General features: G+C 69.1%; 9 protein-coding genes and 1 tRNA gene. 9 read left to right on the forward strand and 1 reads right to left on the reverse strand.

Going from position 1 to position 21,710, the window contains the following annotated elements; translation table 11 throughout:
- The first annotated feature begins 11 nt into the window (after nucleotides 1–11).
- The 7 genes from ML5_RS07380 (at nucleotide 12) to ML5_RS31930 (ending at nucleotide 17,323) form a co-directional block, all read left to right on the forward strand.
- Nucleotides 12–563: a kinase gene (locus tag ML5_RS07380; RefSeq protein ID WP_013474269.1), complete on the forward strand. Its 552-nt coding sequence runs from the start codon at nucleotides 12–14 to the stop codon at nucleotides 561–563.
- A 48-nt stretch (nucleotides 564–611) separates the two neighbouring features.
- A complete protein-coding gene (locus ML5_RS07385; protein WP_013474270.1) occupies nucleotides 612–1,469 on the forward strand; it encodes a MerR family transcriptional regulator in 858 nt (285 codons plus the stop codon).
- Between the two features lie 695 nt (nucleotides 1,470–2,164).
- A complete protein-coding gene (locus ML5_RS07390) occupies nucleotides 2,165–5,359 on the forward strand; it encodes a DNRLRE domain-containing protein (protein WP_013474271.1) in 3,195 nt (1,064 codons plus the stop codon).
- A 116-nt stretch (nucleotides 5,360–5,475) separates the two neighbouring features.
- On the forward strand, nucleotides 5,476–8,937 hold the full coding sequence (locus ML5_RS07395) for a LamG domain-containing protein (RefSeq protein WP_184977852.1): 3,462 nt from the start codon (nucleotides 5,476–5,478) through the stop codon (nucleotides 8,935–8,937).
- 90 nt (nucleotides 8,938–9,027) lie between these two features.
- Nucleotides 9,028–15,819: a polymorphic toxin-type HINT domain-containing protein gene (locus ML5_RS07400; RefSeq protein ID WP_013474273.1), complete on the forward strand. Its 6,792-nt coding sequence runs from the start codon at nucleotides 9,028–9,030 to the stop codon at nucleotides 15,817–15,819.
- Nucleotides 15,820–15,830: 11 nt separating this feature from the next.
- Entirely contained in the window at nucleotides 15,831–16,070 is a 240-nt protein-coding gene (locus ML5_RS31925; RefSeq protein ID WP_013474274.1) for a hypothetical protein, read from the forward strand.
- 668 nt (nucleotides 16,071–16,738) lie between these two features.
- Nucleotides 16,739–17,323, forward strand: a complete 585-nt coding sequence (locus tag ML5_RS31930) for a hypothetical protein (protein ID WP_143766929.1) — start codon at nucleotides 16,739–16,741, stop codon at nucleotides 17,321–17,323.
- A 97-nt stretch (nucleotides 17,324–17,420) separates the two neighbouring features.
- On the opposite strand, the gene ML5_RS07405 is transcribed toward ML5_RS31930, so the two are convergent.
- Entirely contained in the window at nucleotides 17,421–18,203 is a 783-nt protein-coding gene (locus ML5_RS07405; protein WP_013285023.1) for an IS5/IS1182 family transposase, read from the reverse strand.
- A 206-nt stretch (nucleotides 18,204–18,409) separates the two neighbouring features.
- Between ML5_RS07405 and ML5_RS07410 the strand changes: the two genes are divergently transcribed.
- Nucleotides 18,410–21,478 (forward strand): VWD domain-containing protein, encoded by a 3,069-nt coding sequence (locus ML5_RS07410; RefSeq protein ID WP_013474275.1) that lies wholly within the window; start codon nucleotides 18,410–18,412, stop codon nucleotides 21,476–21,478.
- Between the two features lie 63 nt (nucleotides 21,479–21,541).
- Nucleotides 21,542–21,617: transfer RNA gene (locus ML5_RS07415), tRNA-Lys, on the forward strand.
- The last annotated feature ends 93 nt before the right edge of the window (nucleotides 21,618–21,710 follow it).

Raw genomic sequence — 21,710 nt, forward strand, 5'->3', positions numbered from 1 at the left:
AGGGAGGGACAGTGCGCGCCGTACCCGCCGGCAGCTCGGACACGATCCTCGTCTGCATCCGGGGCAACTCCGGCTCGGGCAAGAGCAGCATCGCCCGGGAGCTGCGACGCCGGCACGGCCGGGGCTGCGCCCTCGTCGAACAGGACTACCTGCGTCGCATCGTCCTGCGCGAACGGGACAACCCCGGCGGCGTGGCGCCCGCCCTGATCGAGCAGACCGTCCGGTTCGCCCTCGACCACGGCTACCACGTGGTCCTGGAAGGCATCCTGTACACCGGCCGCTACCGCGACGTGCTGACCTCGCTGCGGGACGGTCACCGGGGGCGGTCGCTGTTCTGCTACCTCGACGTGTCGCTGGCCGAGACGCTGCGCCGGCATCTGACCCGCCCGCAGGCCGCTGACTTCACCGCCGCGCAGATGAGCGGCTGGTACGCCGCGCACGACGTCCTGGGCTGGCCCGGCGAACTCGTCCTCCCGGAGAGCGCCGGTCTGGACCAGGCCGTGGAGGCGATCGCGGCTGCCTCCGGACTGCCTCAGGACGGGTGCGACGACGACAGGCGCTAGCCGGCGTCATTTGCCCTTCCGGTTACTGCAAGGGGCAGTCTGGGGGTCATGTTGTCGATCAGCGAGTTCAGCCAGATGTGCCACCTGTCCCCGCAGGCGCTGCGCTTCTACCACGCCGAGGGGCTGCTCGTGCCCGCCGGGATCGACGACCGGACCGGCCACCGCTCGTACGCCTTCGACCAGGTGGAACGGGCCATGCTGATCACCTTGCTGCGGGACACCGGGATGAGCGTCAAGCTGGTCCGGCGCGCCCTCGACGAACCGGACCAGGCGGTCGCCCTGCTCGACCGGCACAGCGACGAGGTCAGCCGGCAACGGCAAGCTCAGGCCGACGCCATCGCTGCGGCCCGCGCCGCCTTCGAGGCGCAGCCCGAACCGCGGTTGCGGCACGTGCCGGCCACGACTGCGGTGGCGCGGCTCGTGCCCGGCACACCGCTGGGCCGGGACGCGCAGGAGTGGGACCGGGCCGAGGAGATCATCACGGCGGCGGCGGCCGACCTGGTCACCACCGTGCGGCAGGCCGGCGTCACCTGCCGGGGTGAGCCGTGGCGGACGCTGGCACTGGAGACGCCGGAGCAGGACCGGCGCGTACTCGACGGCACCGGGCCGTTCTGGACGGTCAAGGTCGCTGTGGATGGCACCCCGGAGACACTGCCGTCCCTGCCCGCCGGCCTGATCGTGCAGACGCCCGACGCCCACGACGAGCTGTCCATCTTCATGCCGGGCCGCAACACGATGGCCAAGTACTGCACTGTGGTCCTGCGCCTGCTCGACGCCGCCCCTGTCGACGGCGACCGGTTCGTGAACCTGGCGCGTCTGCGTCAGGAGGTCCGCCCCGACGGCGTGCTGAGCAGCGCGCCCGTCGAACGCCGGCCGGGGTCACCCACGGAGGACCTTGAGCGCTGAACCCGCCCGCAGCCCGGATGTCAGAAGGTCGGCCAACCCTGACGAAATCGGTGCCGCAGTGCTTTCGACTGGTAATCGTCTTCGCCGATTGCCTCGCTCGCGTCGCGCATGATGATCACCGACGCGTCACTCCGCGGACGAGGGCGATCCCGACGCCCGAATGAGGCGAATATCGCTCGGTGTTCTGACGACACGAATCGGTTTTCCGTTGTCGCTGTTCGGTGCTCCGTGCTGGACCGATGACCTGCCCGAGCGGCTGGCGTGATGCCGCCCGCCGCCATTTCGGTGCGTCCATGAGTCTGATTGGTCCGGCACTGTCTCCCGATGGGCGAGTGCCGCATCGGCTGATTGTTCGATCAATGGCAACTACGCCGTGTCATATTCGAAGATGGCGATGCGTGAAATTAGTTCGCAATGGTGAAGTGCCCGCGCGGCGTCAGTTGACTGCGGCAACCATCTACTGATCTGCGGTTTTGAAGATCGATCCGACCGCCTGACGCCACCACTCGTGGGTGCGGCAGTCGCCGAACGCTCCAATGTGGAGGACGCAATCGACTACCGAGCGTGTTGATCGATCGATGGGATGTCCAGTTCGCCGTGATCCGTCCTGACAGAACGTGTCCGACCTTGTGCGCTGAGGCAGGACGCCCTTAGAGTCCCGCTCGCACAACTGCAAAGCACACGGGGGAGGGTTTGTGGCACGTCGAGTGACGGCCACTGTCCGTTCGTGCCTGGCTGCGGGCGTCGCCGTACTGACGGCGGCCGCGTTGGCGGGCGTACCGGGAGAACCGGCGGAGTTTCTCGCCGCTGGACCGGACGGCGTGACAGGTGGCGTGGAGAGCCGGACCGATGAGGCGGTGTCCCTTCGGGCCGCCCGCGAGTCCGGCAAGCCGGTGCAGGTCAAGAGCCTCACGTCGGAGACCACCGAGGTCTTCGCCCTACCGGACGGTCAGTTCCGGGCCGAGCTTTCGGTCGGCGCGAGCCGGATCCGGCGCGGTGACCAGTGGGTTCCGGTCGATCTGACCCTGCGCAAGGGCGCGGACGGGCGGATTGCCGCCGTCGCCCACCCGTTCGATCTGGTCGTCTCCGGCGCGCAACCGAGCGGGACGCAGGAGCTGGCAGTCCTCGGCCACGGGGCCGACCGGCTCGCGGTCGGCTGGGCCGGTCGGCTGCCCGAGCCGAAGCTGGACGGCGGACGGGCCACCTATGTCGACACGCTGCCCGGGGTGGACCTGATCGTCGAAGCGACCCGCGCCGGGATGGAGGCGTTCTTCGTCGTCAAGGACCGCAGCGCCGTGAAGCAGGTCGCCCGACTCACGCTGCCGATCACCGGGCCGAACGCCGCCCGGGCGGTCCGCGACGCCGGCGGCAACACCGCCATCCAGGACACCGCCGGCCGGGTGGTTGCGCGCACTCCCGCACTGCGAATGTGGGACGCGCGGGTCGACGCGCTCGGCAATCCCGCCGCCGAGACGGCGGTTGCATCCACGATCGCCCCTGCCGCCGGGGCCCGTGGAACCGGCCGGCTCGACCTGACGCTGACCCCGGACATGCGCTGGCTGACCGACTCCGAGCGGGAGTATCCGATCGTCATCGACCCGACGATCAACCCGCTGTACACCACCTTCGACACGTTCATCCAGGCCGGCGACACGGTCAACCGGGGCGGCACCGACGACCTCCGGCTCGGTCGGCTCGGTCCGACCGGGCCCGTCACCCGGTCCTTGCTGCGCTGGGACACCGCGGCCCTCGTCGGCAAGCAGATCACCTCTGCCACCGTCTCGTTCTGGAACTGGTGGTCGCCCCTGTGCGAGGGCCGGTCGTGGGAGCTCTGGACCGTGGGGGCCGTGGCCGACGACATGATCTGGGATACCCAGCCGGCATGGAACAACCAGGAGGCGACCACCCTGGCGACTGCCGGCTACGACGCCAGTTGCAACGACGCCTGGGTCGGGATCAGCGGTACCAAGTTCTTCCAGCGCGCGGCGAACGCCGGTGACACCCGCGCCGACATGGGCCTACGGGCCACCGACGAAACCGATTCGAAGTCCTTCAAGCAGTTCCGCTCCCGCAACGCGACCGCCAGTGCCGAGGTGCCCAAGGCCAGCGTCACCTACAACTCGTGGCCGACCGTGACGGCCCGGTCGACCGTCCCTGCCACCACGTGCGCGACCGGGTCGGGTCGTCCGCTCGTCAACACCCTCACGCCGCAGCTCAAAGCAACAGTCACCGATGGTGACGGCACCGCGATGACTGTCACCTTCGAGTGGTGGGCGATGAACGCCGACGGGCCGATCGGTGCGGCGAGCCTCAGCGGCGTCGCCTCCGGGGCCACCGCCGCCGCGACCGTGCCGGCCGGGGCCTTCGTCGACGGCGGCATCTACCGCTGGCGGGTGAAGGCCGCGGACGGGGTCAGCGGCAGCGACATCTGGTCGTCGTTCTGTGAGATGCAGGTGTACACCACGGCCACTCCGGTCACCGGTTGCACCGGCGGAACGGACAGCGACTTCAACGGCGACGGCGTCGCCGACATCGCGATCGCCGACCCGGAGGCCACTGTCAACGGCCAGATCCGTGCCGGCCGCATCAACGTCACGTACGGCGGCAGCACGACGGTGCACACCCTGCACGAGGGTGGGGCCAACATGCCCGGTGCAGCCGAGGCGGGTGACCGCTTCGGCACGTCGATCGCCGCGTACGACGCCAACAACGACGGGTGCACCGACCTGGCGGTCGGCGTGCCGAACCAGGCCGTCAGCGGCCAGGCCCAGGCCGGTGTCGTGTACGTACTGCTCGGATCACCCGCCGGCCTCGCGCAGGGCCCGCCCGCCGTCTCGTACCACCAGGACAGCGCCAACGTCCCCGACGCGGCCGAGGCGTACGACTGGTTCGGCTACGCCGTGGCCGGCAGCCGGACGGCCAGCGGTGAGCCGTACCTCGTCATCGGCGCGCCCGGTGAAGGGCTGGCCAACCCGGTCACCGGGATCGTGCATTACATGCGCGGCACCGTGAACGTGGCGATGTCCCAGGGCAGCGGCATCCCGGGCGCGGCCGAGATCGACGACCGAACGGGCTATGCGGTGGCCGCCTCCACCCACCACTGGGCGGTCGGTTCCCCGGGCGAGGCGATCGGCACCGAGGCCTTCGCCGGAGCGGTGAACGTCTTCAGCCACACGCTGAGCAACGGGCTGCCGACCCTCGCCGCCGGCCTGGAGCAGAACGTCGCCAACGTCTCGAACGACGCCGAGGCCAACGACAACTTCGGCAAGTCGATCTCGATCGCGCCGTACCGGCCCGTCGGTGCTCCCGCCGGCCAGGCCGACTCGCTGGTCGTTGTCGGTGTGCCGGGTGAGGACCTGGTCGTCGCGGCCACCAACACCCCGGCGCCGGACGCCGGGCTGGTGCACCGGTTCCACGTCACGGCCGCGAACACCTTCACCGAACTGCCCGCGATCACGTACGCCTCGGAGGACGGCGACTACCTCGGCGAGAAGGTCGTGGTGGTGAACACCGCGCCGGGCAGTGAGGGCACCAACGCGACGATGTTCGTCGCAATCGGCGTGCCGGGTGAGGACGCGGGCACGTCGGTGGCCGACTCCGGACGGGTACGTGTCTTCCCGGCGCTGGCCAATCCGATCGGCACCCCGACCACGCTGCACCGGGAATCGGGCGGCATGCCGGGGACGGCCGGCGCCCAGGAACTGGTCGGCACCTCGCTCTCGGCCACCTCGCAGCGGCTCTATGTCGGCACCCCCTACGGTGCCGACGCCGTCTACGGGTTCACCTGGTCCGACCTGAGCGCGGGCAACACGGTTCCGAGCGTCACCTGGCAGCCGGGACAGGGCGGTCTCCCCACCGGGCACAGCGCGTTCGGGGCGGCGATCAGCTGATGAAGACCATCGACATGAGCAGTTATCCAGCGGGGGAGGACCAGAGGGTGGCCCGTCGTACGAGAAAACGGGGCCGGGTGTTCACGCTCGGCCTCACGCTCGGCCTCGCCGGCCTGATGTCCACTGCGGTGTTCGTCCAGCCGCCGGAGCCGGCGCCGCGCACCGCCGCGGCCTCGGAGGACCTCGTCCGGGACACCGAGGCCGAGGCGCTGGTGGCCGCGAGGGCACTCAACCAGCCGGTCGAGGTGCTGGCGCACCGCACGGAGTACCGCGACGTCTTCGCGCAGCCGGACGGCACGCTCATCGCCAACGGCCACACGCAGCCGGTGCGGGTCACCCAGGGGGACGCCTGGGTACCCGCGGACTCGACCCTTGTGGTTCAGCCCGACGGCTCGTACGCCCCGGCGGCCGCGCTGCTCGGCATGCAGCTCTCCCAGGGCGGCACCGCACCGCTGATGGTGGTCACCCGGGACCAGAAGAGCATGACCCTGACCTGGCCGCACGGGCCGCTTCCCGCTCCCGTGATCGAGGAGAGCAAGGCGACCTACCCGAACGTGTTCCAGGATGTCGACCTGGTCACGAACGTCACCGTCGAGGGCTTCTCGCACGTACTGGTGGTCAAGACGCCGGAGGCGGCCGATCTGCCGGAGCTCCAGAACCTCCGGCTCGGGGTCGCCGCGGTGGGTCTGACCATCGAGGAGACGGCCGAGGGTGGCGTGGTCGCCCTGGACCCGGTCACCGACAACCCGGTCCTGGAGGCGGACGCGCCGACCATGTGGGACAGCGGAAGCCAGGAGGGGGGCGATGCGGCCGCGGCGCGGTCGCTGGACACCTCGTCCACCGACCCGGGCGCGGCCTCGGCCGAGGGACCGGGCGACACGTCGGAGGTGGCTCCGGTCGGCCTCGACTACTCGGACAACACCCTCACCCTCACCCCGGACCGGTCCATGCTCACCGATCCGGAGGCCTCGTTCCCGCTGTACATCGACCCGGTATGGCAGAGCAGCACCAACAGCGCCTGGGCGATGGTGGACAGCGGCTATCCCAACGAGGAGTACTGGAAGTTCGACGGCAAGCGGCACGAACGGATCGGCCTCTGCCCCAGTTCCTGCAACAACTCGAAGGTCAAGCGCCTGTTCTACCGGCTCGCCACGCCGTACTCGGGCAAGACGATCCTGGAGGCCACCTTCCGGGTCACCCTGCAGCACGTCTACAACTCGACCGCCCGGGCGGCGGCGCTCTACCTGATGCCGGCCGGGATCACCTCCTCCACCAACTGGAGCAACCAGCCCGGCGGCTCGGGCTGGTCCGGAGCGACGCACCTCGCCACCAGCTCACCGACCAAGACGCAGGCCACCTGTACCTCCACCAACCAGAACACGGAGTGGAACGCGAAGGCCGCGGTGCAGCAGGCGGTGACCAAGGGCTGGAGCAACGTGACCCTCGGCCTGCGGTCGGTCAGTGAGAGCGACTCGACGCACACCAAGCGGTTCTGCGACAACGGCGTCCTCTCGGTCCGCTACAACCGGGCGCCGGTGATCGCCAACCTCAACGAACTCACCATGTCCCCCGGCGGGCAGTGTGTCTACGGCTCCGGCGCGCCCTACGTGGACGTGCCGCCGCGGCTGAACGCGGTGCTGCGGGACCCGGACCACTCCTCGGCCCACACCGAGCAGATCAAGGCCGAGTTCAAGGTGACCTGGACGCCGGCCGGCGGGACGCTGCAGACGCGCTCGTACACCACTCCGCTGAAGGCCAGCGGATCGGTCTTCTCGTACACGGTCCCGAGTGACATCGCGCAGAACGTCCCCATCTCCTGGGAGGTACGGGCCAGCGACAACACCAGCTGGGGTCCGTGGAGCAGTGAGGGCTCGCGCAACGTCTGTCAGTTCCTCTACGACAAGACCAGCCCCAGCGCGCCCGACGTCGACTCCGCGGTGTACCTGCCGCAGGACGCGGCCGACAACGGGACGGCGAGCGCGTCGAACTGCATCGAGAGCGACGAGTGGCTGGGTTCGATCGGTGTACCCGGCAACTTCGTCTTCGACTCCGCCGCCACGGACGTGGTGGAGTACCGGTACGGCTTCAACACCAACCCGGCGCCGGGCGTGAATGTGCTTCGGCCCACCACCGACGGCGGCCCGGTCACCCTGCCGAACTGGTACCCGGACAAGGAGGGCCCGCGGACGATCAACGTCCAGGCCGTCGACCGGGCCGGCCGGTCGAGCAGCATCGCCTCGTGCACGTTCCGGGTGGGCAAGCGACCGCCGACCGCCCAGTGGTCGCTCGGCGAGGTCGCGGGCGAGGACGGCGCCGGCGACGGGCTCGGTGACAACGACGCGACGGCCGGAAGCGGCGTCACGTTCGGGGTCGAGGGTCCGGGTGGGACGTCCGACACGGCCGCCCGGTTCGACGGGACGGCCGACGCCCACCTCACGACCAGCAAGCCGGTCCTGACCGACACGTCGGCGAGCTTCGCCGTGACCGGCTGGTTCAAGATCGACGATGCCGGCCGCCGGCAGGTGGCGGTCAGCCAGGACGGCACCGGTGAGCCCGGGTTCGCGCTGGGGGTCGAGGGAGGAACCTGGTTCTTCCGGATGCCGGTCAACGACGTCAACTCACTGGGCCGCTGGCAGGTGGACGGTGCGGCGGCCACCACGGGTTGGACGTACGTGTCCGCCATCTTCGACGGTGCGAAGAAGGAGATGTCGCTCCAGGTCGGGAACAACGCCCCGCGCGTCGCCCAGCGCAGGTCGCTGACCAAGTCGCGCGGTCCGCTCCAGATCGGCCGTGTGCTCACCAAGAGCGGTTACGCCGACAACTGGGGAGGGGCGATGGCGGACGTCTCGGTCTTCGACCGGCTGATCATCGCCGACGAGGTCACCGGTCTGCAGAAGACCGCTCCGAGCCGTAAGGCGTACTGGCGGTTGAACGCGGAGACCAGCAAGGTCAGCCCCGAGGAGCGCGGTGGAGCGGGGCTCACCCTGGGCACCGGTGCGACCATCTTCAAGCACCCGGTCCTGTCCCTGCTCGGCGGTGGTCACCTCGCGCTGACCGGTAACGCGGACAGCTATGCCAGCACATCGACCAACGCGGACATGGCGGGCAGTTTCTCGATCAGCGCCCGGGTCAAGCTGACCAGCAACTGTGCCGGTACCCCGATGACCGTCTTCTCGCAGAAGGGCACCAACGGCAGCTCGGTCGTCGTGCGCTGCAACAACGCCGGGCAGTGGGAGCTGGCGATGGCGAGCACCGACACGGTGGCACCGGAGTGGACCACGAAGGCCACCGACGAGGCGCCGAAGCTGGTCGGCAAGGGTGACCATCTGACCCTCGTCTACAACGGCTACGCCCGCGAAGTGACCCTGTACGTCAACGGGTCCTTCACCGAGGCGATCCAGCTGGTGTCGCCGTTCGTCGCCACCGGCGGGGTGCAACTGGGGCGCGCCTGGCTCGACGGCGCCTTCAAGGAGCACCTGTCCGGCGCCGTCGACGACGTCCGGGTCTACGACGGTGTCGCCGACAAGGTCCTGATCGAGAAGCTCAACGTCCAGGTCCGCGAACAACTCTCGCTCTGACGTGACAGGCGGTGGGTCCGCCCGCTCCCGGGCGGGCCCACCGGCACGCGAGACCTTTCCCGTTCTTCTCCCGTAACCCCTGGAGGGGTGATGTTCTCCCGACTCCTGGTCCGGTCCGGCGGGTTCGTCCGCCACACCGTACGACCGGTTTCCTGGGCGATGGCCGGTGTCATGGCCGCCGGCTTCATCCAGATCGCGACCCCACCCGCCTCGGCCGAGGCGAAGCCGAACCGTCCGTCGACCTCGGACGCGTCCAAGGTCCTGCCCAAGCGCGACCCGCTGCCGGCCAAGCCGAAGGCGGCCAACCCGGCGGTGGCTGCCGCCTCCACCGCCCCGGCGAAGGTCACCTGGCCCGCCGCCGGCGCCGCGGACATCACCGTGCCGGCGCCCGCGTCGGCCCGCTCCACCGCCGGCTCTTCGAAGGCCCCGGCGGCCACCGCCAAGATCGGTGGCCTGCCGGTCGCGGTGTCGGCCGCACCCGCCGCGGCGGCCGCCGCGCCGGACTCGGCCCGTCCGGCGGCCTCCGCTCCCGGCAAGGTACGCATCGAGGTGCTCGACCGGAAGGCCTCGGAGAAGGCCAAGGTCGACGGCCCGATCGTCCGGCTCGACCGGGCCGACGGTCAGGCCGCCGCCGGGAACGTCCGCCTCGACCTCGGCTACGGCGGGGTCGCCGGTGCGTTCGGTGGCGACTTCGGCGCCCGGCTGCGGCTGGTCCGCCTGCCGGAGTGCGCGCTGACCACTCCGGAGAAGGCCCAGTGTGCCCCGGTTCCGCTGCCGACGACGAACGACAGCGCCGCCGAGACGCTCTCCGCCGAGGCGGGCACCGGTGCGCTCTTCGCCATGACCGCCACCGACTCCTCCTCGCAGGGCGACTACGGCGCCACGAAGCTGTCCCCGTCGTCCAAGTGGTCGGTGGCCCCTTCCACGGGTGGCTTCTCCTGGAGCTACCCGCTGCGGAGCCCGCCGGTGCCGGGCGGCGGTGCACCGCCGATCGCGCTTGCCTACTCGTCGCAGTCTGTCGACGGCCGGACCGCGACGACCAACAACCAGGGCTCGTGGATCGGTGAGGGCTTCAACTACGAGCCCGGGCACATCGAGCGCCGGTACAAGCCCTGCTCGGACGACGGGCACGACCAGTACGCCGACCAGTGCTGGGCGTACGACAACGCGACCATCCTGCTCAACGGCAAGTCGACGGAACTGGTCAAGACCGGTGACACCTGGCGGTTCGGGACCGACGACGGCTCGAAGGTCGAGCGGCTCACCGGCGCGGTGAACGGTGACAACGACGGCGAGTACTGGCGGGTCACCACCACCGACGGCACCCAGTACCACTTCGGCCTCAACCGGCTCCCCGGCTGGACCTCCGGCAAGGAGGAGACCGGCTCGACCTGGACCGTGCCGATCTACGGCGACGACTCGGGCGAGCCCTGCTACAACGCGACGTTCACGTCGGCCTACTGCGACCAGGCGTGGCGCTGGAGCCTCGACTACGTCAAGGACCGCTACGGCAACGTCACCTCGTACTTCTACGAGAAGGAGACCAACTACTACGCCCGGGGCAAGAAGACCGACGTCAACGGTGTCCCGTACGTCCGGGGCGGCTGGCTCAAGCGGGTCGACTACGGCCAGCGGCACGAGGCCGTCTACACGACCAACGCCCCCGCCCGGGTGCGCTTCGAGACCAAGGAACGGTGCCTGCCGTCCGGCAACGTCGACTGTGACCCGCAGGATCTGAACACCACCACCGCGCCCTACTGGCCGGACGTGCCGTTCGACCGGAACTGCGCCAAGGACACCAAGTGCAAGCTCGACCAGATCACCCCGACGTTCTGGACCCGAGCCCGGTTGACCGGCATCACCACCGAGATCCGCGAGGGCACCGGCTGGACGCCGGTGGACAACTGGAAGCTCGACCACCTGCTCACCGACAACGGTGACGGCTCGCGGACCCTCTGGCTCCACAAGATCACCCACACCGGTCTCTACGGGCCGGGCGCCGACATCGCCATGCCGTCGGTCGAACTGGGCGGCCTGCAGCTGCCCAACCGGATCGACCGCGACGGCGACAACATCGCCCCGCTGGTCCGCTTCCGGCTGGCGACCGTGTGGACCGACGCCGGTGGTCAGATCGACGTCAACTACGCCACCCCGGACTGCACCAAGAGCACGCTGCCCACGCCGGGCAACAGCACCAGGCGCTGCTACCCGGTGAAGTGGAACCCGCTCGGCAGCGGCGACCCGATCACCGACTGGTTCCACAAGTACGTGGTCGAGCAGGTCGTCGAGACCGACCGCACCGGCGGGGCGCCGGACATGGTGACCCGCTACCAGTACCTGGACGGTGCGGCCTGGCGGCACGCCGACCCGGACGGCATCTCCGACCCGAAGGACCTGACCTGGAGCGACTGGCGCGGTTACGGCCGCGTGATCGTCACGGCCGGCGACGGTCAGGTCCAGACGACCAAGACGGAGTACCGCTACCTGCGCGGCATGCACGGCGACAAGGATCCGGACGGCGGCACGCGTACCGTCAGCGTCGCCGACTCCACCGGCGGGAGCCACACCGACCACAACGAGTTCTCCGGCCACCAGTTGGAGAGCATCGTCTACGACGGCGCCGACGCGGTCAGCAAGAGCATCGCCGTCCCGTGGCGGCACAACACCGCGACGGAGACCCACAGCTGGGGCAGCAAGAAGGCCTGGTTCATCAACACCACCACCGCCCGGAGCCTGGTCGCCCTGGCCGCCGGCGGCTGGCGGGAGACGAAGCAGACCTCGACCTTCGAGACCAGCTTCGGCCGGGTGACCGAGACCGAGAACGAGGGTGACGTGGCGGTCACCGGCGACGAGGCCTGCAGCCGGACCACGTACGCCGACAACGCGACCGCCCACCTGTACAGCCTGGTGTCACGGGTCGAGTCGGTGTCGGTGGCGTGCTCGGCCACCCCCGACCGCAGCAAGCAGGTCATCTCCGACACCCGGACGCTCTACGACGGCAAGGCGTTCGGCGTCGCGCCGACGCTGGGCAACCCGACCCGGACCGAGCGGCTGAAGAGCCACAACGGCACGACGGCCACCTACATCCGCGCCTCGGAGGGCACGTTCGACGCGTACGGCCGGCCCTTGACCGCCGTCGACGCGCTGGGCCGGGTCACCAAGACCGTGTACACGGACACCAACGGCCTGACCACCAAGGTCAAGGAGACCAACCCGCTGCAGTTCGTCACCACCACCGACTACGCCCCGGCGTGGGGTGTGCCGGTCGGCCAGGTGGACCAGAACGGCCTCAAGAGCGTCCTGGAGTACGACGCCCTGGGCCGGCTGGCGAAGGTCTGGATGCCGGACCGGACGGGCGCCAGCGGGCTGGAGCCGAGCATCCGCTACAGCTACCTGGTCCGCACCGACAAGCCGGTCGCCATCAAGACCGAGCGGCGGCAGAACGACGGCTCCTACAGCGTCGAGTACAAGCTGCACGACGGTCTGCTCCGGCCCCGCCAGGTGCAGTCGGAGGGCCCGGACGGCACCCGTACGGTCGCCGACACCTTCTACACCGGCACCGGCCAGCTGGCGAAGACGTACGCGACGTACACGGTGGCGGGCACGCCCACCGACGTGATCTACCCGGCCGTCAACGGTGACGTCAACGGCCAGACGCTGTACGTCTACGACGGCGCGGACCGGGTCACGGCGGAGATCTTCGCGGTCGCGGGCAACGAGAAGTGGCGCACCACGACCACCTACGGCGGCGACCGGGTTTCGGTCGACCCACCGGCCGGCGGCACCCCGACGACCGCGATCACCAACGCCCTGGGCAAGACCACCGAACTGCGGCAGTACAAGGGCAGCGGTCCTACGGGCGACTTCGACAAGACCGAGTACACCTACACGCATGCCGGGCAGCTGAAGACGGTCAAGGACCCGGCCGGCAACGTCTGGTCCCACGAGTACGACCAGTTGGGCCGCAAGACGAAGTCGATTGACCCGGACGCCGGCACGTCGACGTCCGGCTACGACGACCTGGACCGGCTCACCAGCACCACGAACGCCCTCAACCAGACGATCAGCACGAAGTACGACGAGATCGGCCGCAAGATCGCCGTCTACAAGGGGGCCGCCGACACCGGGGAGCTGCTGAGCAGCTGGACGTACGACCTGGAGATGCTCGGTGAGCTCTCCTCGACGAGCCGCTGGATCGAGGGACACGAGTACGCCACGTACTTCTCGATCTACGACGAGTTCTACCGGCCGCACGCCACCTACTACTCCGTGCCCGAGCACGCCGGTGCCGAACTGGCCGGCTTCTACACTTTCGGCACGGAGTACAACCGGGACGGCAGCATCCAGTCGCTGAGCATGTCGGACGGCGGTGGGCTGCCGTTCGAGACGGTCGCCTACACCTACGACGATCTTGAGCGCCTGACCGCGGCGACCGGTGACGCCCCCTACCTGACCGACGTCGAGTACGCCGGCACCGGCGAGGTACTGCAGACCGAGGCTCGGGTGGGCACCCGGAAGGTCTGGTCGACCTACGAGTACGAGCAGGGCTCCAAGCGGCTCACCCGGCAACGGCTGGACCGCGAGTCGGCCCCGGTCGTGGACATCGACGCCCGCTACACCTACGACCAGTCCGGCAACATCCTGCGGATCGCCAGCAACCCGTCCGGGACGCAGGACACGCAGTGCTTCACGTACGACTACCTGCGTCGCATGGAGCGGGCCTGGACGTCGGCGAGCACCGCGACCGACCCGTGCGCCGGTGGGCCCTCGGTCACCGGGGTGGGCGGCGTGGCCCCCTACCACCACGCCTACACCTTCGACGTCACGGGCAACCGCAAGACCGAGGTCCAGTACGGGACCAACGGCACTCCGCTGATCGAGCGCAGCTACACCTATCCGGCCGCCGGCCAGGCGCAGCCGCACACGCTGAGCCAGATGACGGAGAAGACTCCGCAGGGCGACCGGCTGTACTCGTACGAGTACGACGCGGCCGGCAACACGAAGAAGCGGACGAGGACCGGCGAGGACCAGACCCTGGTCTGGGACGCCGAGGGCAACCTCGAGTCGGTCACCGAAGCCGGCAAGAAGACCAGCTTCCTCTATGACGTCGACGGCTCCCGGATGCTCCGCAAGGAGCCGGCCTCGACCACGCTCTACCTGCCGGGCATGGAGATCCGGCTGAACCACCAGACCCGGTCCACCGACGCCACCCGGTACTACGCGCTTCCGGGCGGGGCGAGCCTGGTCCGCAAGGTGGACGGCCTTCGGTACGTCGCGAACGACCACCACGGCACCGGCCAGGCAGTGGTGGACCAGAGCGGCGCTGTCACGCACCGGCGGATGACCCCGTACGGCGAGAACCGGGGAGCGTCGCCAGGTCAGTGGCCGACGGAGAAGGGCTTCGTCAACGGGAACATCGATTCCACGACAGGCCTGGTGAACATCGGCGCGCGGGAGTACGACACGATCACCGGCCGGTTCATCTCGGTCGACCCGATCATCGACGTCAACGACCCGCAGCAGATGAACGGGTACGCGTACGCCAACAACAACCCGATCTCGTTCTCCGACCCGGACGGCCTCAAGGCCTGTTCCGACGACGCCTGCGGGCCGGGCGCCGACTACGAGGACATGTACGGCACCTACCACAAGGTCAAGGGCCACAACGACGGTTGCGGTGGTTGCTCGGGCGCGTACGACCCGGACGAGCCCACGATCAACGTCCACAACAACCCGCGGGCATCAGCGGAGGAGCGGGCCGCGGCCGCGCGGGCGGCGGCGGAGAAGGAGAGGCAGCGGCGGATCGCCGCGGCCAAGGCGAAGATGCTCAACGCCGCCAAGGCCCTGGCGAAGATCCTGATGGACGAGTTGGGCATCACCGATGCCCTGGACTGCTTCCTCAAGGGCGACATGGGCGGCTGCCTGGCCACAGCAGCAAACGTCGCGGGTGCGGCGATCGGCGGTGCGCTGGGCAAGCTGGCCGTGAGATACGGCGCCCCATGGAAGTGGAAGAAACTCGCCAACCTGACCAGCCGCGTCAAGGGCCTGCTCGTCGACCTGGTCGACGGCGTCCGTAGCTTCATGAAGTGTAAGAACAGCTTCGTCCCGGGCACGTTGGTGGTGATGGCCGACGGGTCGCGCAAGCCGATCGAGGACGTCAAGACCGGCGACATCGTGTTGGTGACCGATCCGGTGACCGGCAAGACGACGATCAAGCCGGTGGTGGCGACCATCATCGGTCAGGGCAGCAAGAACCTGGTCGAAGTCACCATCGATCCCGACGGTGACAGCGGCGAGGCCACGGAGCGCGTGGTCGCCACCGACAACCACCCGTTCTGGGTACCCGGCCTCGACGAGTGGGTCGATGCCGCCGATCTGCGGGCCGGTCAGTGGTTGCGTACCTCGGCCGGTACCCACGTGCAAATCAGCGCGACCCGGCAGTGGACGGAACCGGCACAGGTCCACAACCTCACGATCGACGACATCCACACGTACTATGTGCTCGCCGGCAACACGCCGGTGTTGGTACATAACTGCGGAACTGGCCCATCTGGACTAATCGACCTTGATGCAGCTTCTGCGTCTGGCGCAACTCTGCAAAAGGGCGACTACTCGGTTGCTGGGCGCGCCTTGCAGAAGCATGCAGATCGCGCGGGCACCGGTTCAAATTGGCCGAGACCCGCCGGACGAGAAAACCCTCAAGGATGGAACTCGGCAGGGCAGGACATGCTCGACGATATTCTGACGAATCCTGACTCGGTCGCGCATCTAGGGTATGGTCGTGTGGGTGGTCAGTGGCAAGACACACTCGATGTTCGGCTTCCTGGTGGCCGAGGAGCACGCTTTGATCTCAATGGCAACTTCTCGGGTTTCCTCGACTAGGAGCAGCGCAAATGGCTAGCGAAGACTACGAGGGTCGTAAGATCCAAGTTGTTAGCTTCGATGACGCGACAAGCGACGAGCGAATCGTCGAGTTCATTGATCCTGCCGTGTCATCGGCAGAGTCGGTGGTCGCAGTATTCAACCGAGGTTCGGACTGGCATGACGCGCGCGTTTCAATTAATCCGAGATTGGATGGCGTGTCGGCCGAATTCCTGACCTGGGCGCTGAACATTGCGCGTCGCATGATGTAAGTCGATGCAAATTAGGGGCCGTCTCGCGTTCTAGGACGGAGCTTGAGCGGGCTCGACCGGATGCCGGTTGAGCCCGCCTTCCTTTCAGTTCCGAAAATGCTCGGTGGCACTGCGTAGCGTTGCTGCCGTCAACACCGATAAGCTTCGATGCGGTAAGTTGGTGCTGCATACGAAAGACCAGGTGAAACGCCATGGAAACGTAAGTCACACTTCGTAGCGGGCTGAAAATCCCACACGTACTATGTGCTGGCGGGCACAACGCCAGTGCTCGTACACAACTGCGGTACGGGTGCGAAGGAAGGCGCTGGCCTATCTGGCGACGAATTGCCCGAACGGGCGACACAGCTTCGCGATGAATATGCCGATTCCCTCAAGGGGCTTTCGCAGAGCAAGCGACCGGCGACTGTGACAGCGGGATATAACAGGGAGACGGGTCAGTATGCGGCTGGGGCTTCAGGGAGAGGTGTTTGCGCCGAGACCTGCGTGGTGAATCAATTGGGCGGAGACCCTTCAAAGATTGTCTTCACTTCTGCTGTCAGGCCGAGAACGGGCGTCCAGGTCAACGTTTGCCCTACCTGCGAAGCGTCGTTTGGTAGGGGCGCCTTCCCTCGGTCAGGCACAACCTTTGATACCGATGTTCTTCGCCTGTTCGATTAGCTTGGATTGTGATGGAACTCGAACTTAAGCGTCACCGATGGTCTAGCCTCGACAGTCCGTATGACGATTCTGGCGTCCTGCCGGATGCTATTCGCCAGCTTTGCGCGGCCTCTGACCGCCAGGCGGCAGAGTTGGCCGTGACCAGGATAAGCAGGGTCTTGCCAACGCATGAGGTTCTATCTCAGGCCTCGGTGGCGACAGCCTCAGCGCTAGTGAGTGGACTGTGGCGTTGCGATGACACGGTAGTGGATCTTGTGCTTGGATTGTTAGCCGACATGGCGGCTGGTTTCGAGGAGGAAGAATCGGGGGATGGGGAATATTCAGCAGTCCACTTGGAATGTCTCAAGGAGATCTCGTTAGGCTTTATTGCCTACGTGGAGATACTGGAGACTAGTTCGAATGTGGACGCGCGAACTGCTTGCATCGATCTGATTACGGCCTGCGGGCTCGCTACTGAGTGGCTTACACGTCGCGCTGCTTTCTTCCTCGAATCTGCCTCGCGGCTTCCTGATATGAGGGACTTTGCTGATGTCATTGAAAACTCTCTTTCGGATTTACGAGAGCGGATCAGGGAAGGCGGCCCGGATCTATCTTGACGGTCTTTTGACCTCCGTTTGGAAGGTCGGGTCCAGCCGTTAGGTCGGCCGATATCGAGTGCCTCGGTGCGACTTGGGTCCGTTGAATGAGCCATTTTCATCCTGCGTGGCGGTCGGCTTCGACGCGGTGCAGGACGAGGATGGCCTGCACGATCGCGGTCGCTCGGCGTGGGCAGCAGCGCAGCTTGACCAGGATTTTCCAGGTCTTGAGGGTGGCGATCGCGCGTTCGCCGCGGGCGCGGATCTTCGCGTGCGCTCGGTTGACGGCCTTCTGCCGGCGTGACAGCTTCGGCCGGAAGCGGCGCCGCTTGAACGGGGTGCGCACGCTGCCGGGGGCGCCTTGATAGCCCTTGTCCGCGAAGGTCATCACGTCGGTGCTGGCCAGGGCGTCGATGATGCCGTGGGTGCGGGCGGCGGTCAGGTCGTGCGTCGAGGCGGGCAGCGCGGCCGAGGCCCAGACGAGACGCCCGGCCGCGTCGGCGATGACCTGCACGTTCACGCCGTGACGCTTGTGTTTTCCGGAGTAGTACGGCTTCTGGTTGGCGACCCGGTCGATCGGGATCAGGGTGCCGTCGAGGATTGCGTAGGCGAGCAGACGGATCCTGGTCATGGCCGTGGCCAGGTCGTCGGCGGTCGCGGCGAGCAGGTCGATGGCCTCGCGGACATAACGCCAGGCGGTCGTGACGCCGATGTCGAATCCGGCGGCCAGGCGGGTGTAGGTGTCGCCGTTGCGCAGGTGGGCCAGGGCGAGCAGGGCTTGCCGGCCGGGGTCGAGGCGTCGCCACCGAGACCGTTGCTGCTGGCGGCGGGTTCGGATGAGGGCGGCGAGGTGGTTCAGGCTGCGGGTGGACAACGGAATCGCGGCAGGGTAAGACAGCACAGCGAGGCTCCCGGTTGGGGCATCTGATCTTGGTCGATTGCTGTCTTACCGGGAGCCTCGTCCTACCTGGACACCGGCCTCCCACACCGCCCGTGACCTGCGCCGTCACGATGAAAATGGCTCATTCATCACCAGCAGGATACGGCTCCGACCGGTCCCCGACAGACCGCGCGGAAACCGGCCCACCCGCTTCTACAGTCCGCACCATGAGGTGGACCCTGCGGCTGGCGGCGGCGCTCGGCGTACTCGCGACAGCTCTGGCGACCGGGTCGGCGAGCGGCGCCGCGGTGCCCGCCGACGGCGGCCTCGGCCTGGCCCTGCGGCCCGGCCAGGCCGACTACCAGGCCGGGGACCAGGTCCGCCTCGACCTCACCGTCACGAACACGACCGGGTCGGCGTGCGCGCTCGCCACCGGGCCCGTCGGCACCGTGCAGGTCACGGGGGTACGCCGGGACGGGCGCGACGTCGAGCCGACGCTGGCCCGCAGCTTCTTCGAGGACGGGATCGGCGCCGCCGCCACCACCGGGCTCACCACAGTGGAGCCGGGAGCGACCGCCGTCGTGGCGTTGACCGGGGTACGGCTGCGCGACGGCGACGTCGTGCTCCGCTCGGTGGCCGCCACCCCGGACGGCGGTGGGCTGGACACGCTCTGGCCGGTCGGCGCACCCGGCCGGTACGAGGTGACCGCCGGCTACGTGACGCTGCCGGTCACAGGCGCGACGAACCCGTGCGCGGGCGCGACAGCGCTGCGGACCGCCACGTTCACCGTGTCCGACGACGGCGGGACCGGCCCGCGCTGGTTCTGGGTGGTGGCCGGGGGAGCACTCGCGCTGCTCGTCGTCGCGCTGGTCGTGCTGCTGCTGGTACGCCGACGACGCCGGCCGACAGCCGCCGCCGTGGCCCTGGTGCTGCTGGTGGCCGTCGGCGCGTACGTCGGCGGTGGTGCCCGGCCGGCGCGGGCCGACTACGGCGTCGACCCGACCGCCGGGGTGCCGGTCAGCGGCGTCGACTTCCAGGCTGCTGTCGACGGCTGCCTGGCCGGGTTCGCGCTACCTGGCGGCGACCCGTCCGGCCTGCTGCCCCGGCTGCGCGACAAAAAGAGTCCCCGCGTGCGGATCATCCCGACCACAGGTGGATCGGGCGCGTTCGAGACGCCGGACAGCGCCGACGGCAAGGGCTCCTCGACTGTCACGTGGAACCCGACCTCCACCGACCCGTACGGCGACGGGGTGGCCCGCGACCCCTGCGCCGCGCTCTACCACGAGCTGAACCACGCCGACGACATCTCCCGGAACGCGGTGCCGCAGGGCGAGTGCGGCGGCACCGGCATCCGTACCGCCGAGGTGAAGGCGACGCTCGCGGAGAACCGCTACCGGGCGGCGAAAGGGCTGCCGCCGCGCACCGAGTACGACGGGAAGACGCTGCCGAAGAACCTCGACGAGTGCAAGAAACCGGCCAAGAAGACGCCGCCGCCGAAGGGCCCGGTGAAGCTCTGCGAGGACGGCGCTGACTGCGGCGGCAGCAACGGCGACCCGCACCTGGTCACGTTCGACCGGGTCGCCTACGACTTCCAGGCCGTCGGCGAGTTCACGCTGGTCGCGTCCACCGGCGGCGACCCGCTGGAGGTGCAGGTCCGGCAGGCCCCGATGGCCGGCACGCGTACCGCCTCGGTCAACTCGGCTGTCGCGTTCCGGATCGGCGCGCACCGCGTAGCGCTCACCCTCACCGACGGCGGCACCCGGGTGCACGTCGACGGCGCGTCACCGGCCGCGCTGCCGGACCGCACCGACCTGGCCGGCGGCGGCATCCTCACCCGCCGTCCGTCGGACACCGGCCCCACCGACGGGTACGACGTGACGTGGCCGGACGGGTCCGCGGCGGCGGTGGACCAGATCGGCCGGTACGGCTACCGCGTGCTGGTCCGGCTGGCCGACGGGCGGGCCGGGAAGGTACGCGGACTGCTCGGCGACTACGACGGCGACCCGGCCGACGACATCGCGCCCGCCTCCGGGGCGGCGCTGGCCCAGCCGGTGCCGTTCGCGAAGCTCTATCCCGCGTACGCGGACAGCTGGCGGATCACCCCGGACCGCTCGCTGCTCCACTACGACGACGGGCAGGACACCGGCACCTTCACCGACCGCGCGTTCCCGGAACGGGAGGTCACCGTCGGCGACCTCGACCCGGCCCGGCGCGCCGCGGCCGAACAGGTCTGCCGCTGGGCCGGCGTGACCGCGCCCGCCCAGCTCGCCGAATGCGTCTTCGACGTCGCGGTCAGCGGCCGACCCGAGTTCGCCGTGGCCGGCGCCACCACCGAACGGGTCGCCCCGCCGGCCGCCACCCCGATCACCGCCGTACCCGTCGCCACCGCCACGCTCACCCCCGGCGGGACGCCGCTGACGTTCGCCGCCCGCGCCGGGGACGCCGTCTTCGTCGACGCCACCGCGCCGGGAATCGGCGACCGCTGCTCGCCGTACGTGCTCACCGAGCCGGGCGGACGGGAGATCGCCAGCGGATGCAACATCAAGGGCGCCGGGTACGTCGACCGCGTCGACCTCACCGCCACCGGCACGTACGCGCTGCGGGTCACCGCCGCACCCGGCGACACCGGCCGCGCCGCCGTGCGGGTCTACGCGGCCCGGGACAGCGACGGCACGGTGCAGCCGAACGGCCCGGCGGTCACCGCCACCGTCGCGCAACCCGGCGCGCGGGCGCGTTACCGGTTCACCGGGCGCGCGGGGGAGCGCGTCTACGTGGAGGTGCCCGCGAGCAGCCTCACCGACCAGTGCTCGCCGTTGGAGCTGCGGGACGCCGAGGGACGGCTGCTGCGCAGCGGCTGCGTGATCAACGGCGCCGGCGAGATCGACGGCACGCTGCTGCCCGCCGACGGGACGTACTCAGTGGTGGTCGACCCGACCGAACGCGGCACCGGCACGACCATGCTGCGGCTGGTCACCAGCCGGGACCGGGAGGCGACGATCTCGGTCGGCGGACCGCCTGTCGTCGCCGTCGTGGACCGGCCCGGCGCGATCACCGGCTACCGGTTCACCGTCGCGGCCGGCGCGTCCGTGACGGTGAGCGCGACCGCCTCCGACCTGCCGGACCAGTGCGGCGTGCTGGCCCTGCGCGCGCCCGACGGCAGCACCGTCGGCACGGGCTGCGTGATCAACGGGGCCGGCGAAATCGGGCCAACCGTGTTGCCGGCCTCCGGGGCGTACACCCTGGTGGTGGACCCGTCCGGGGCCGCGACAGGGCAGGTCACGCTGGCGCTGCGGTGAGGCCGACCCTGCGTTTCCGGGGTGGTGTGCGGGCGTGCTAACGTCTCGTCCCGTTGTCAGCGAGCGCCGCTAGCTCAACTGGCAGAGCAGCGGACTCTTAATCCGCGGGTTCGGGGTTCGAGTCCCTGGCGGCGCACCAACGATCAAGGCCCTGGTTCGGTCACCCGAACCGGGGCCTTTTCGTCGTGCCCGCACTCCAGCGGCGGCGTAGCCGACCCCGGACCCATCGACG

The organism is Micromonospora sp. L5 (genome assembly GCF_000177655.2).
GTDB lineage: Bacteria > Actinomycetota > Actinomycetes > Mycobacteriales > Micromonosporaceae > Micromonospora > Micromonospora aurantiaca.

Bases quoted from the DNA above. Each gene is read 5' to 3' on its own strand.
- ML5_RS07385 (WP_013474270.1), top strand. From the start codon at position 612: ATGTTGTCGATCAGCGAGTTCAGCCAGATGTGCCACCTGTCCCCGCAG.
- ML5_RS07395 (WP_184977852.1), top strand. From the start codon at position 5,476: ATGTCCACTGCGGTGTTCGTCCAGCCGCCGGAGCCGGCGCCGCGCACC.
- ML5_RS07400 (WP_013474273.1), top strand. From the start codon at position 9,028: ATGTTCTCCCGACTCCTGGTCCGGTCCGGCGGGTTCGTCCGCCACACC.
- ML5_RS31925 (WP_013474274.1), top strand. From the start codon at position 15,831: ATGGCTAGCGAAGACTACGAGGGTCGTAAGATCCAAGTTGTTAGCTTC.
- ML5_RS31930 (WP_143766929.1), top strand. From the start codon at position 16,739: ATGGAACTCGAACTTAAGCGTCACCGATGGTCTAGCCTCGACAGTCCG.
- ML5_RS07410 (WP_013474275.1), top strand. From the start codon at position 18,410: ATGAGGTGGACCCTGCGGCTGGCGGCGGCGCTCGGCGTACTCGCGACA.